At 51.9% G+C, this 13,473-nt stretch carries 14 protein-coding genes; 4 read left to right on the top strand and 10 right to left on the bottom strand.

Translation table 11 applies throughout. The features are described 5' to 3' along the window. Positions 1-161 precede the first annotated feature (161 nt). Together GS601_RS00005 and mfd are read right to left on the bottom strand one after the other, a co-directional pair. Positions 162-353: a hypothetical protein gene (locus tag GS601_RS00005; protein ID WP_238392864.1), complete on the bottom strand. Its 192-nt coding sequence runs from the start codon at positions 351-353 to the stop codon at positions 162-164. 18 nt (positions 354-371) lie between these two features. Then, positions 372-3,893, bottom strand: a complete 3,522-nt coding sequence (mfd, locus tag GS601_RS00010; RefSeq protein WP_162421104.1) for a transcription-repair coupling factor — start codon at positions 3,891-3,893, stop codon at positions 372-374. A gap of 290 nt (positions 3,894-4,183) precedes the next feature. Here mfd and GS601_RS00015 point away from each other — a divergent pair, with 290 nt between their 5' ends. Together GS601_RS00015 and GS601_RS00020 are read left to right on the top strand one after the other, a co-directional pair. Further along, positions 4,184-5,614, top strand: a complete 1,431-nt coding sequence (locus tag GS601_RS00015; RefSeq protein ID WP_162421105.1) for a BCD family MFS transporter — start codon at positions 4,184-4,186, stop codon at positions 5,612-5,614. A gap of 128 nt (positions 5,615-5,742) precedes the next feature. Next, complete coding sequence (locus GS601_RS00020) at positions 5,743-6,567, top strand: inositol monophosphatase family protein (RefSeq protein WP_162421106.1); 825 nt, start codon at positions 5,743-5,745, stop codon at positions 6,565-6,567. Here the strand turns inward: GS601_RS00020 and GS601_RS00025 are convergent. Continuing rightward, complete coding sequence (locus GS601_RS00025; RefSeq protein ID WP_162421107.1) at positions 6,542-7,330, bottom strand: SAM hydrolase/SAM-dependent halogenase family protein; 789 nt, start codon at positions 7,328-7,330, stop codon at positions 6,542-6,544. The genes GS601_RS00020 and GS601_RS00025 overlap by 26 nt on opposite strands. Before the next feature lie 151 nt (positions 7,331-7,481). On the opposite strand from GS601_RS00025, the gene pirA reads away from it, so the two are divergent. Both pirA and GS601_RS00030 read left to right on the top strand, forming a co-directional pair. Beyond that, complete coding sequence (pirA, locus tag GS601_RS22755; protein ID WP_202924755.1) at positions 7,482-7,634, top strand: arginine synthesis PII-interacting regulator PirA; 153 nt, start codon at positions 7,482-7,484, stop codon at positions 7,632-7,634. Positions 7,635-7,809: 175 nt separating this feature from the next. Further along, the gene (locus GS601_RS00030; protein ID WP_238392865.1) at positions 7,810-8,481 is read left to right on the top strand and encodes an LURP-one-related family protein; all 672 of its coding nucleotides are present in this window, start codon (positions 7,810-7,812) and stop codon (positions 8,479-8,481) included. Between the two features lie 69 nt (positions 8,482-8,550). Here the strand turns inward: GS601_RS00030 and GS601_RS00035 are convergent, their stop codons facing one another. The 7 genes from GS601_RS00035 to GS601_RS00065 all read right to left on the bottom strand — a co-directional run bounded on the left by GS601_RS00035 (position 8,551) and on the right by GS601_RS00065 (position 13,269). Then, positions 8,551-9,000, bottom strand: coding sequence for a surface-adhesin E family protein (locus GS601_RS00035; RefSeq protein ID WP_162421108.1), 450 nt, complete (start codon positions 8,998-9,000; stop codon positions 8,551-8,553). Positions 9,001-9,061: 61 nt separating this feature from the next. After that, positions 9,062-9,811, bottom strand: a complete 750-nt coding sequence (locus GS601_RS22760; protein WP_202924756.1) for a hypothetical protein — start codon at positions 9,809-9,811, stop codon at positions 9,062-9,064. 330 nt (positions 9,812-10,141) lie between these two features. Beyond that, positions 10,142-10,585, bottom strand: a complete 444-nt coding sequence (locus tag GS601_RS00045) for a CAAD domain-containing protein (RefSeq protein WP_162421109.1) — start codon at positions 10,583-10,585, stop codon at positions 10,142-10,144. 463 nt (positions 10,586-11,048) lie between these two features. After that, the gene (locus GS601_RS00050) at positions 11,049-11,744 is read right to left on the bottom strand and encodes a YqiA/YcfP family alpha/beta fold hydrolase (protein WP_162421110.1); all 696 of its coding nucleotides are present in this window, start codon (positions 11,742-11,744) and stop codon (positions 11,049-11,051) included. A gap of 11 nt (positions 11,745-11,755) precedes the next feature. Further along, on the bottom strand, positions 11,756-12,292 hold the full coding sequence (locus GS601_RS00055) for a Spy/CpxP family protein refolding chaperone (RefSeq protein ID WP_162421111.1): 537 nt from the start codon (positions 12,290-12,292) through the stop codon (positions 11,756-11,758). A 24-nt stretch (positions 12,293-12,316) separates the two neighbouring features. Further along, a complete protein-coding gene (locus GS601_RS00060; protein ID WP_162421112.1) occupies positions 12,317-12,697 on the bottom strand; it encodes a hypothetical protein in 381 nt (126 codons plus the stop codon). After that, the gene (locus tag GS601_RS00065; RefSeq protein WP_338016924.1) at positions 12,694-13,269 is read right to left on the bottom strand and encodes a sigma-70 family RNA polymerase sigma factor; all 576 of its coding nucleotides are present in this window, start codon (positions 13,267-13,269) and stop codon (positions 12,694-12,696) included. The genes GS601_RS00060 and GS601_RS00065 overlap by 4 nt, the downstream gene beginning before the upstream one ends. Positions 13,270-13,473 lie beyond the last annotated feature (204 nt).

Below are 13,473 nucleotides of genomic sequence, written 5' to 3' on the forward strand. Positions count from 1 at the left end.
CTATTGCCATCAACCGAAGAAGCCTGCGATTGCCATTGACTATAATTTGCTGCCTTCGCGTTAAACCGAACTGACGTTAAGTAGGTGTTGAGCATCAGTTTCAGCACTTTCAATTCATAATCTTTATCTGCTTCACTGACCGTTTGCTCTCCTAAAACTCCTTAAGTAAGCCATTTATTCAAGCGCTCTTCCGCTTCTGCTTGAGTCACTGTTCCTTGAGTCTCTGCGGCTTCTAACCCCTGTTGGATTTTAGCCAAAACATAGAGATGATACTGAACATCCTCGATCGAACAGCCATCCGGAAGCTTTGCCAAAAGTGACTCGATGGTTTGCTTTATGGTGTTCATAGTCATATTTTAGATTTGACAACGCTATACCAAGGCGAGTTCGGGTAAGGCTCCCTGCATTCGGCTAAGCCAATCGATCAAGTTCGACAATTGCTGATCGGCGTTTAGCATTCCCAAGCCTCGCACCGTGACTTTTCCAGACGTGAAGACAAAGCGCGATCGCAGATGGTCTGGCAAGTTTTCTTTTAACAGATTCCACGCGGGTTCTTCCATCGGCGTTTCTAAAATCACATGCTGTTTGCCTTCGGGTTTGATGCGGGAGAAACCGAGTTTTTTGGCGACTTGTTTGAGTTCCATCACGCGCAAGAGTTGCTGAGAGGCGCTCGGAATGGTGCCATAGCGATCGTTCCAGTCTGCCGCGATTTGGGTCAGTTCTTGCTTCGATTGGGCAGTTGCCACGGCTCGATACGCACTCATCTTTTGATCGAGATCGGGAATGTAATCGGCGGGAATAAATGCCGTGAGTTGTAGATCGATCTGCGTATCGTCTACTTGCGGAATTTCCTGACCTCGGATTTCTCGGATCGCGTCTTGCAGCATTTCCATATAAAGATCGAAGCCGATCGCGTCCATTTGTCCCGATTGTTCGGCACCGAGTAAGTTACCCACACCGCGAATTTCCATATCTCGAACCGCAAGCTGATAGCCCGAACCGAGTTGCGTAAATTCTTGGAGTGCCCGCAATCGCTGCCGTGCCGCGTCTGAGAGTTGATGTTGTTTGGGGTAGAACAGCCACGCGTGAGCCTGAATGCCTGCCCGTCCGACTCGTCCCCGCAGTTGGTAAAGCTGCGACAGCCCAAATTTCTGAGCGTCTTCGATCAAAATGGTGTTGACTCTGGGAATGTCTAACCCCGATTCGATGATTGTGGTGCAGAGGAGAATGTCAGCCTCGCCGCCGCCAAAGGTAAGCATCACCGATTCGAGTTCCGACTCCGGCATTTGACCATGCGCGATCGCAATCCTGGCTCCCGGAATCATTTCTCGCAGGCGGGCTGAGATCTCTTCAATGCCTTCGACTCGTGGCACAACGTAGAAGACCTGTCCGCCGCGATCGAGTTCTTGCCGAATCGCCGATCGCATCATTTCTAGATCGTAAGGAGAGAGATGCGTTTTGATCGGGCGGCGAGAAGGCGGCGGCGTTGTAATCAAGCTCATTTCTCGCACACCTGAAAGCGCCATGTAGAGCGTTCGCGGAATTGGTGTCGCGCTTAAGGTGAGAACATCGACTTGCGTTCTTAGGGATTTAATTTTCTCTTTTTGATTAACTCCAAATCGTTGTTCTTCGTCCACCACGAGCAAGCCCAAATCTTTGAACGCGACTCCTTTTCCGAGCAATTGATGAGTGCCGACCACGATATCAAGTTCGCCCGTGCTTAATCGTCGCTGAATATCTTTTCGTTCGTCGGGGGTGCGGAATCGATTGAGCAATCCGACTTGAATCGGGTAGGGCGCGAACCGTTCTTTTAGGGTGTGATAGTGTTGCTGCGTCAGAATGGTCGTGGGCGCAAGCATTGCCACTTGCTTTCCGGCGGTGACGGCTTTGAAAATCGCGCGAATCGCCACTTCCGTTTTGCCGAATCCCACATCCCCGCACACCAGGCGATCCATCGGGCGATCGCTTTCCATATCGTGTTTGACATCTTGGGTGGCTTTTAGCTGATCGGGCGTGGGCTGATAGGGAAACGAATCCTCCATCTCGGCTTGCCACGGCAGATCGGTCGGATAGGTGAAGCCTTGCTGCTGAGCGCGTTGGGCATAAAGTTGCAGCAGATCCACCGCCACTTTTTTAACGGCTTTACGAACTTTGCTCTTCGTTTTCTCCCAAGCCTTGCTCGACATTTTGTTGAGTTCTGGCTTGGCATCGCCCACTCCCCGAAATCGAGACAGCGATCCTAACTGATCGGCAGCGACTCGAAGTAATCCGTCTGCATATTTCAGTACCAGATATTCCCGCGTTTCTTGATTTATCGTCAGGCTTTCGAGCTTGATAAATTGCCCAATTCCATGACTTTTATGAACGACATAATCTCCGGGTTGGAGCTTGTTTGGATCGACTTGCTTAGACGCGGCGCGGCGACGTTTGCGAACATAGGTCGGGGTTGCCAGCGTTTGCTGCCCAAAGAATTCTTTATCCGTGATGACAACGATACGAAACGTCGGCAGAATGAAGCCTTCAAGTTCTGCCAATCCTGAATATTTGACGGCAACGGGGACATGCTGAATTTGCAGTTTATCGATCGCCAGATAATCTCGTGGATTGGGCACAAACTGAGCGGGGCAATCGTGTTCTTGCAGCAACGCCACCGATCGCGAGGGTTGCGCCGACACCAGCCAGATGGCAAAGTTGCGATCGCGCTCTCCTCTCAGCGTCTCTGCCAACCGCGCAAACTGATGCGGAATCGCCGCAACCGGGCGACTCGCCAAATTCAGCCCATTCTGTTCTTCCGCCAGTTCGGAGAGATACAGCCGCTCAAATCGTTCAGCCTCCGCCAACGAGTCTGTAAACGAGCGATGAATCTTGGGCAACGGCTGTTTGGCGCTCACTTCCTGCCACTGTTCTTCCACATGTTCGACCCAGCGATCGCTGTGCGCCTGCGTCATATCCGGTTCGTCGATCGCAATCAGCGTAGTTTCTGGCAAATAGTCCAACAGCGATGCCGGACGCGGGAACGCCAAGCCTAAAAAGCGTCGCAATCCTTCAAGCGGTTGCCCATCATCAAAGCGCTCTTGCTCTTCGGGTGAAAGGTAAGGCGCGAGAAGTTCGGCAGTTAGGCAAGATTGAATAATCGGTGAAAAACTCGTAGGCGTGAGAATAATCTTGTCAATGCGATCGAGAGAGCGCTGCGTAGACGGGTCAAACTCCCGAATCTGATCCAAGTCATCGCCAAACAACTCCAGCCGAATTGGCAACTCAGACGCGACCGGAAACACATCAACAATGTCTCCCCGACGGCTCCACTGTCCCTCGGTTTCAACCAAATTTACCCGCTCATAGCCCAACCGCGCTAATTCTTCGCTCAACCCATTGAGATTCAGTTCTTGCCCTTTTTCGAGAGATAAACAGTAAGGCACAAAGGCTTCGACAGGCGGTAAATGGGGTTGGAGGGCGCGTTCGGTGGCAACGATCGCAAAGCGAACGTCCTTCGGAGTCGCAAGCGAGGAGGGAGTTTTTTGATCGGCTTCGCGAGGAGGGACGCCTTCATCCCTTTGCTTCGCCAACTCTGCCAACACCTGCAACTGCCCCCACGTCATTTCTGCCTCTGCATCAAACGGCTCGTAGGGAGACGCCTCCGAGGTGGGGTAAAACTGCATCGTCTGCCAGCCCATCGCCTCAAGCTGAGCGCTCCACCGCCCCGCTTCTTCTAGCGTCGAGGTCACCACAACAAGCGGACGTGATTGAGCTTGCGCCAGCGTAGATGCCACCAACCCTTTGGGTAACCGGGCCAGACCACTGAGATGCAAAGAGCCTTGCTGGTTCAGTTTTTTGAGCAACTCCGCCGCAAGAAGCGATCGACCAAGCGCACGAGTAATCGAAGAAAAAGCCATTGCAGCCGCCGAGGGGAACCCAAAAGGTGAACTTTTTACATTCTAAGCTCGACTTGGTGATTTAGCAGAAGCGGAAAGCCGACAGGGTAAGGGAAAACCCCGATCGGACGACTCAGGGACGCGCTTTAAAATCTTGCGGGCGCTCTGCCCTTTCTAATTGAATCTCTCTCATAGGTGGAGATGAATTCGGGTTTATGCGATCCTAGGTTTGTGCGATTCTAAGAGACAGCCTCACGGTTTGACCCACATCTCAAAGTGCCTAACATTATTTTTTGAGAACTTTTATTTTCATGGAAACGAACAACTTTTCAGATGCATCATCGGGCGATCGCGGCGTGACGCTACCTAGAGTCGGGATTGTGACGATGATCCGGTTGGGTTTATTTCAAATGGGGCTTGGCATGATGTCAGTGCTGGTGTTTGGGGTGCTCAACCGCGTGTTAATTCGAGAACTGGGCGTGCCCGCTACGATCGCAACGGTGATTTTGGCATTAACCCTGTTTGTTGCGCCTACCCGCGTTGTGTTTGGGCAACTTTCAGACACCAAACCGATTTGGGGGCTACATCGGACAAACTACGTGTTGATCGGAGCCGGTAGTTTGGTCACGCTGGCATATCTCTCTGTGCAAGTGATGTGGCAAGCGGGAGCCAGTTTGCAAGCGACAGGCTGGACGGTGCAGACCTATGGTTGGTTAGGCGTTCTCGCGGTCATGTTTGGGCTGTATGGAATTGCCGTCGGTGCTTGCTCGACGCCCTTTGCCACGCTATTAGTCGATGTGACCGAAGAAGAGGATCGCTCGAAGATTGTGGCGATCGATTGGTCGATGCTGATTGGCGGAACCATTATTGGGGCAATTGCGATCGGGGTGTTGCTCCGGCAAGTCGCGATTGATGCCTCGATCGAGACGATCCGGGCGGGGGTCAATCGATTGTTTGTCATTGTGCCGCTCGTGGTGTTTGGGCTAGCCTGGGTGGCGACGTGGGGCGTTGAGCGGAAGTATTCGCGCTTTGCAGCACGCACGGTGGCGTTTAACCCTGAAGGAAAATTGTCGCTAAAAAGGGCATGGCGCATTTTAACGGCAAGTCGTCAGACCCGGCTTTTTTTCACGTTTCTTGTCGCTATGACGATGGGCTTGTTTATGCAAGATCCGGTGTTGGAGACCTACGGCGGCGATGTGTTTGAGATGACGCTGGGAGAGACCGCTAGTTTGAATGCATTCTGGGGAACGGGAACAGTAGTGGGAATTATGCTGGCTGGCTTTTTCATGAGTCCGCGCATTGGCAAACGCAGAACGGCAAAATGGGGCTGCATTTTAACTGCCGCGTCGCTAGTTTGGGTGATTTTGGCAGGGTTTACGGCAAATCCGAAAGCCTTGCAGATGGCGCTGTTGATCTTTGGGTTGGCATCTGGGGTGACAACAACGGGCGCAATTACGCTCATGCTGGATCTCACGGCAGCAGAAACGGCGGGAACGTTTATCGGCGCGTGGGGATTATCTCAGGCGTTGTCGAAAGGGCTATCTACAGTGATCGGTGGGGCGACGCTGGATCTAGGCAAACGGCTGACGACCAATCTTGTGGTTGCTTACGGATTGGTATTTACGTTGCAGGCGTGCTGTATGGTGGCGGCGGTTGGGTTGCTCAGCCGGGTTAGTGTGCAAGAGTTTCGGGCAAATGCGAAAGATGCGATCGCAGCGGTGCTCAACCATGAGGGCGATTAGTCTGCTGATCGCCGTGACCCCCCACAGATCGGTTTCGATCGCTAAACTAAGGGTGCCACCCTCACCCTGCCAAGACCTGCTCTGATAAGATGGCTGCTGGCACTCTTTCATCCTTCATTGCTGTGTTCATGCCCGACTTCTGGACTACGATTCAATCATTTGCCGAATCCACTACTCACCGCATCGGCACTCAACTCCTCAAAGACGTTGGACACGCCACCGCCTCCGAAAAAGCCGACGGCAGCTTGGTGACCCAATCGGATCGGTGGGCAGATGCAGAATTGCGGCGAGCGATCGCGCACACGTTCCCCGATCACGGCGTCCTCAGTGAAGAAGTCGAACATATTTTTCCAGATACCGAATGGTGCTGGATTATCGACCCGATCGATGGCACCACCAATTTTGCCAGGGGCTTACCTCTCTGGGGCATTTCGTTAGGCTTGCTCTATCGCGGCACTCCGGTGTTTGGCTACGTTTACCTACCGCCCATCCAGCAGTCGTTTCATGGCTTTTGGAGGGGCACTTCAGACCTGGCGATGCCGTCTGGCGCATTTCTCAACAACGCGCCGATCCGGGCAAGCCAAGCCGCCCTCTCTCACCATGAATTCTTCAATATCTGCGCTCGCAGCGTCAGTCTTCTCAAGTCGCCGTTTCCTGCCAAAATTCGCATCCTCGGCGTGGCGACCTATAACTTGCTTTCGGTGGGGGCAGGCATCACCTTGGGCAGCGTCGAGGCTACTCCAAAAATTTGGGATATTGCGGCGGTTTGGGTGATTGTGCAAGCGGCAGGCGCAGTCTGGCATTCCCTAGAATCAGAAGCATCAGAGCCGATGTTTCCCCTCACGGTGGGCAACGATTACACGGAGCGATCGTTTCCCACGTTAGTGGTCAGTTATCTTGACCTGATTCCCATTTTTGAACCGTTGGTTAAATCGGTGGCTCAGCAAACCTGATCACGATCGGGCTACCCACGACCAATCCCAGGTGCGCTTGAGCGTTGCCCCGGTTCACGGCGATCTCCACCCATCCATGACTGCCGACCAGCCCAACCACCTCTCCGGGATCGGCATCGGCATAGGTTCGCTGTCCGGGATAGCGAGTGCGATCGCACTCGACTGACCAGGTGCGATCGGCAACTTGCTCCCCTCGAACCGTGGTGATGAGGTTGCCAAAGTGATCAATCGCTTGCACTACGCCTTCCACAGCGGTGGGCGTTGCGATCGCGGTTGGAATCGGAAGCTGCACTAGCGAATCGATCGCGATCGCGGCTCCGACATGGCGCAATTGCACCCCGCGCGCCAAATAAGCACCCACAGACGCAAAAATATCTCGTCCATGAAACGTGGGGCTGGGCGTAGGCGTTCGCCAGTAGGCAGAGTTGGTAAGCTCAACACACGCCACCGCAGGGTTCTGGCTCAAAACTCCACTAAATATGCCATTATCCGGCCCTACCAAAAATCCAGTTTCACACTCAATGGCGATCGCGCGCCGTACACTCCCCACACCGGGATCGACCACCGCCACATGCACCGTCCCCGGCGGAAAGTAAGGATAGGCAGTCATCAACTGAAACCGCGCCATGTCTACATCTTGAGGCGAAATTTGATGCGTCAGATCGATGATTGATAACGAAGGAGCAATCGCCGCGACTGTGCCTTTAAGAACCCCCACATACCCATCACTCAACCCAAAGTCAGTTAGCAGCGTCAAAACCATATAGAGCCTCAATTGTTGCTAGTTTAACACGGTGCTAATTTGCCAAAAGGAATCGATTGGCGTGTTAAGTTTGGTAGCTTACACTACCGTTTGATTTTCAAGTGTTAGAATAAAACAGACATGCATGAATTTAACTTGAGGAATGTTTACAATGAACAGAAATCGCCTTAATTCCGCAGAAATTTCCAACCTTCACCGCGCCAATCTCCAGAAAAATCTTCAGCGTCGCATCGAAACTGCAAGAGCGAGAGGAGACGAGAATTTGTTGAAATTGCTTGAAGCTGAGGCTCAGTATCTCAGATAAGCTCTCTATGATCTAAATTCAGTGCGATTCAGTGCGATCGCACTGAATTTATTCATCTCATTATTGCTCTTGTGCATGATCTTAAACCTAGACGCAGCCTCACTACTGCGTCTTTTTGTTGCACATTTTTATTCGAGCTATCGCCCCCTTGCCAGGGTCAAGCCTTGATCAAAACTTGGGTGAAACTACTCGATCGCTTCCTGTTGGCGATTTGTCTGCCTGGGGAACAACTGAGTTTAGACCTTTTCTACCCTACACCCCTATGCAATATCCCCTAGAACTCACCTTCAAATTTTGGGCATTGGCTCCCCAAATCTCTGTCAAAAACGCTCAAGGTACCGTTGTTTTGTATGTCCGCCAAAAGCTGTTCAAGCTCAAAGAGGCGATCAACGTGTTCTCTGACAGCCAACGCAACACCCTCATTTATGACATCAAAGCCGATCGCATCATCGACTTTTCGGCGTGCTACCACTTTTCAGATGCCGACGGCAAACCCATAGGTGCAGTCAAACGGCAGGGGCTGCGATCGCTCTGGCGCGCCCACTACGACATCTTAGACGGAGATGCCGCCGCTTTTACCATTCAAGAAGAAAACCCTTGGATTAAAGTCATCGATACGCTGTTTGCAGAGGTTCCTGTCGTTGGCATCTTTACCGGATACTTCTTTAACCCGACTTATATTGTGAGCCGCCCCAACGGCAAAACCGTGATGCGGCTTTCCAAGCAACCCACCTTTTTGTCGAGGGTGTTCTCTATCCAACAAATCGATCAACTCAGCGATCGCGAAGAAGCCCAAGTGTTGCTCAGCTTGTTAATGATGCTGCTCCTAGAGCGCAATCGCGGTTAAGCCCCACGAGCAGTGAGAAAACCGCAACGTCTTTTTCTCGACTGCTCCGCTAGCGGCGTCCCCTCGGTCTCACTGCACCTGAGGTGGCTTGCTCGGAGAACTCGTTTCTGGACTGCACACATAGTTGACAATCGTATACGCACTGCTGCCCCGCTTTGGCTGACTCAGCGTACCCCCATCCCCATAATCAAACTTCTGGATCAACTGCCGATTTTTGGTATAGGCATTTACCTTTCTCAGCCGTTGCGCCTTGCTCGTACAATCGACTGACCACCGCATTACTGCGCCATAAAGCGGCTGATCCACCTCCGTTTCTAATAGCGCATTGTTGGGTTCTGGAAACTCGCGGTATTCCCAATACCAAACGATCGCATCATTACGCTGAATCGAACTGACATCCACAAAGAACTTGTCATTCACCGAATTTTCGGTAATTTTCGTCCACTCGACTGCACCCACAGCAGGGCTATAGGCAGCAAACATAGCCCCTACAACCAAACATTTTAAGAAACAGTTCATAGAATTTTTTCAACCAGACAATAAACAGGAATACCGCGATCGCCAGTAGAAACCCCTGGGGCTAACGGTTCACCGGAGGAGGGGATGGCTTAGACGGGTTTGGAGCCGGAATCGTAGCACGATTGGGCTTGCTAAACGCCTCCATGTTCCGGATAGCTTGAGACGCAAACCTATCTTGCGGACGCTCGTCTAGCGCTCGCTTGAAGTAGAGCATGGCGGTCTGCATGTCTTTGCGCTGTACGGCGGCGTAGCCCGTTTGCATGTAGCGATCGTAGAAAGTGGCTGGCTGCCCGCGCCCTGGCTTTGGTGCCGCCTCTACCACAGGTTTAGCGGCAGGTTTTGCAACGGGCAGGGCTGGGCGCGAAACCGCCACCGAACCCCCTGCTTGATAAGCGCTGCTCACCTTCTGCACATACGGTGCCGCTTCCCGACTGGCGTATCGATTGGCATCGCCTGTGAGCCACCAGGCTGCCACCCGCTGAACTGCCAACGCCTCATTATTGCGGCTGGCTTTGTATTCCTGTTTGAGAATATCGCTCACCACACAGGTGACCAGCGATCGCGCCGTTGCCGAATCGGTTTGAAACTGGAGCGGTGTCACTTCGCGCCCCAGGCACAATTTTGACCAACGGGCAACGTTAGCAGGCTCAACCTGCCAATCGCTGTACAAATTGGGAGAGGGTTTTTCGGGCTTTGAGGCTTGGCGCAGCGCTTCTACCACTCGTCCTACTTGCGCTTCTGTTACTTGTGCTTGAGCCGGGAGCGCCATCATGACGCTGACCCCGATCGCTGCTAAAAATCTCAGTCGCATAACTCGCCTTCACGATGAACAATAAATTATCACTACCAGACCGAATTTCTCACGCCTCTGTGCCTGGTTGTGATAAAGCGTTACTTTTTCTGCCAAAGAAAGCGAAAGAATAGGTCAATCTGGATTGGCATAGGTAGATATTGATCGAATATGAAGGAAGTCGAGCCAAAGGTCAAGAGAGGGCAGGAGGACGCTTTGAGACACTGAAAAATTCTAAAGAAAAATCCAAAGACTGATCAATGCCCCTGGTTTGATTGAAGTAAGTATTATTGCCTAAAAAAATAAGGGGCACTTTTGCGCCCCTTACCAGGTTGCATCTAGGTTGAGAGACTATTTGTCGCCAACTACTTGCTCTTTAACCTTGTTAAATTCTTGACCTAATTCCTGACGGTTAGAGGCTTTCAGCAAAAAGCGATAGACAAACCACGCGCTGTATCCTAACCCAATCAATTCAAACGTTGGCTGCAATAGGGGAACGTCGTTAATCGCGCTGAGCAGCGCTAAGGTCATCTTTACAGACACGATTGAGCCAAAAACCAGACCTAACGTGATCAGAGGTCTACGATACTCGGAGAAAAAGGCTCCTAAGTACTCTGGTAGCCCTGCTAGGATGGTATAGGCTTTTTCACCTACTTGTCGCCATTGCTCATTTTGCTCAGAAGAAACGGTCGCTAGAGAACCTGCGTCATCTAGGGTAATGGCAGGGGTCGTAGGCTCAGCGACATTGGTGGGGGAGTTGTTAGAGTACTCCGCTTGCTTCAATTCCGGTTCCATACTAAGAAGTTCCTTGGGAATATTAACCTGGACATGCCGTGCTGGATAAACTAGACCAGCGCTTGGACAATATCAGAATTCAAAAACGAATTTGGCTATCTCTCAAACATAGCGAATTTCTCTTCTGAACTTGTCACTTGCAAGATAGATAATTACCTAAACTTCTGAATTCTGCAAATTGTGCCTTTAACCAAACCCAAAACCCTGCTGAAAACGCTGCTATGGGTGAGTTTCCCTAAAATTGTGCGATCGCTAACAGCAAAGCATCCGCACAACAATTCGGAAGTCCCTATTATATTCACTTTCCTGAGATGCGGTTGAGTGAAATTACTGGTTTTTCGGGGCAATTAGAAAAATAAATAATACTTTATGGATGCGATCGCACCAGAAACGGGGTGCAATGTCCCCAGTAGATCGGGTTCCAGGATAGCAATCTCCGTTTGAGTAGTACATAAATATTAATTTAGTGAAAACAAAATTGACAAATTTCTTGCCAAATTCGGCTGCTTTGGTCGGTCAGGGCATGGTTGCTGTTGAGTTCGATCAGGTGAACCCAGGCGCGATAAGTGCGGAGTGCATCTTCAGAAAAACGGCGCGCTTGAGGTTGGCGATCGCGGACGTAATCTCGACTAACCTGAACCGGGATCACTTCATCGTGAACCCCATGCAAAATCAAGGTAGGAACAGGTTTCTGCAAGTTTGACTCGCGGTACTGCTGGAGATCGCTCACAATCTCATACGCCAACGGCAACCAACGCTCTGCTCCATGATGATAAACCTGTAAGGGCTGCCCAGCTTGCCATTGCTGGAGTTGGGCATCTCCGAGAGAGGGCAACCAGTGCTCAAGATAGCGGAAGGCAGGCGCAAGAAGGATCAGCCGCTCGATCTGGGGGCAATATTCTGCCAGCCAAGCGGCAGCCAACCCGCCAAAGCTAGAGCCGATGATGGTTGTGGGCGAGGGTGGAAGCAGAGAGCGAACGTAGTGCAGTTGGCGCGTCAAGGTGAGATGGGTGAAATCGCCTTGATTGAGATCAGGAATGTGGAGGGGGATACCTGACCGGGGGCGATGCGGCTGGAAACCTGCCAGCCGAGTGTACAAATCCCGGGCTTTGGTCGATCGCGGACTTGATGCAAACCCATGGAGATAGAAAAATTCCACCGATGCTTCTCCTAACCTCGAACCCGCTCTTGCATCCGTTCTTGGAGACCATCGCGCTGTTTTCTCATCCGTTCTGCAAATTTCTGGCGCTGCTCTAGGCTGAGCACATCGCGCATGTCTACCATGCTCTCAAATTGGGCATCGGTGACTTGGGAGCGCAGAGCTTTGACTTGGCGATACTTTTCCTGAACTTGCTCTCTAGAGGCATCGCCTGCCATCAAGCTTCGGAGTTCTTGCTGGGCTTGGCGTTCTGCCTGTCTACCCGTGCCGATGCGATCGCGGTACTTTTCTCGCACTGCTCGAATGCGCTGCATCTGATCCGCAGACAGGTTTAATTCTTTTAGCCAGCCCATGCCCGAACGCTTCTTAGGCTGCCCCGGTTCGGTTTGGGCGAAGAGAGGCTCGATGGGGGCTTCCGCCAAATTGGGCGGGGGGGCGAGCGTCGGAGATGCGGAGCGAAAGACAGTTTGCGCTGCTAGTTCTCGAAAGGTAAGCGCACCTCCTACCACGGCAATTAGGGCAGCGATCGCAGAAACGCGACGAATCATGGAACTTCTCCTAAATCAAATCAGCTATTCGCTAGCTAAAGGTTCAACCAACGCTAGAAACTCTTGAGCAGACGTATCGGTGGCAGTTGTGGAAACGCCCGATACCGAATTTAGCCAACTCGTCTCGATAAACGCTTCTAAACTAGCCACCTCTGTAGTGCTAAACGATGCAGGTCGCGTCGTTTGATAGATCGCAACAGCACCGACTAACCCCGCCGCGATCGGTAACGCCAACCGCAAGAGCGCTCCGGATGCCCACCAGCGCATCGGGCGAACGACGCGATCGCGCCCCTGCACCATCCTCATGATCTGATGCTCAAGAGACGCAGACGCTGGCGGTGGCATCGGGCGATGGTGTTTCAGAAACGAGACCAAATCTTGATCCTCGTCTGGGTCGTGGGTCATAGCTGCTGGACTCCTTCTCGGTGTAAAAACTGGCGCATGGCGGCACGGGCATGAAATAAACGGGATTTCACCGTGCCTAAGGGAATTTCTAAAACCTCGGCAATTTCTTTTTGGGCAATATCTTCTAAATCGTGCATGACTAAAATAGTGCAATGCTCGAAACTAAGCTGCTGCAAGCCTCGCTGGACGATATCTTGGTAGTGAAGATGCATCAGGTCGGGGGCATCTTGCTGAGCGGCACTCTGTTGCTTGAGGGAGTCGAAGCGCGATCGCCCCTTGGCTAACAGTTGACGCTGATCAGACGCAACGTTGCAAGCAATGCGGTAGAGCCAAGTGGAAAACTGAGAAGATTGGCGAAATTTTGGCAATCCCTTCCAGGCTCGCAAAAACACTTCCTGCACCAAATCATCGAGGGTAGCTGCATCGCAAAGCTGATATAGCAATGCCCTCACCTTTTGATGATAGCGCTGATACAACCAGCGAAAGCTATCCGCATTGCCAGCAACGCACTGCCGGATCAAAGCGTTATCCGAACATTCGGAGTCGTTGGTTGAAGGATCTCTAGCTTGCACCGCACTCCTCTGAACATTGCTCTGCAATTCCGTTCTAGGAAATCTTGCAAAGGGCATTGTATCTGCTACCACTGATGAATTCTCCGCATCATTCTCCGCATCGTGTAAAGCTCAGAGTGTAAAGCCCAGGGATCTAGGGTTTGGTGAACTGATTGGGTTCCCTTAACTGAGACGCACTATGGTTTAGACCCATTTCTGCCCAAA

The sequence above is a fragment of the Myxacorys almedinensis A genome, from assembly GCF_010091945.1.
Classification (GTDB): domain Bacteria; phylum Cyanobacteriota; class Cyanobacteriia; order Leptolyngbyales; family Leptolyngbyaceae; genus Myxacorys; species Myxacorys almedinensis.

Coding starts and splice junctions, on each gene's coding strand:
- mfd (WP_162421104.1), bottom strand. CDS start 3,893: ATGGCTTTTTCTTCGATTACTCGTGCGCTTGGTCGATCGCTTCTTGCG.
- GS601_RS00035 (WP_162421108.1), bottom strand. CDS start 9,000: ATGAACTGTTTCTTAAAATGTTTGGTTGTAGGGGCTATGTTTGCTGCC.
- GS601_RS00025 (WP_162421107.1), bottom strand. CDS start 7,330: ATGGTTTTGACGCTGCTAACTGACTTTGGGTTGAGTGATGGGTATGTG.
- GS601_RS00020 (WP_162421106.1), top strand. CDS start 5,743: ATGCCCGACTTCTGGACTACGATTCAATCATTTGCCGAATCCACTACT.
- pirA (WP_202924755.1), top strand. CDS start 7,482: ATGAACAGAAATCGCCTTAATTCCGCAGAAATTTCCAACCTTCACCGC.
- GS601_RS00060 (WP_162421112.1), bottom strand. CDS start 12,697: ATGACCCACGACCCAGACGAGGATCAAGATTTGGTCTCGTTTCTGAAA.
- GS601_RS00015 (WP_162421105.1), top strand. CDS start 4,184: ATGGAAACGAACAACTTTTCAGATGCATCATCGGGCGATCGCGGCGTG.
- GS601_RS00045 (WP_162421109.1), bottom strand. CDS start 10,585: ATGGAACCGGAATTGAAGCAAGCGGAGTACTCTAACAACTCCCCCACC.
- GS601_RS00055 (WP_162421111.1), bottom strand. CDS start 12,292: ATGATTCGTCGCGTTTCTGCGATCGCTGCCCTAATTGCCGTGGTAGGA.
- GS601_RS00005 (WP_238392864.1), bottom strand. CDS start 353: ATGACTATGAACACCATAAAGCAAACCATCGAGTCACTTTTGGCAAAG.
- GS601_RS22760 (WP_202924756.1), bottom strand. CDS start 9,811: ATGCGACTGAGATTTTTAGCAGCGATCGGGGTCAGCGTCATGATGGCG.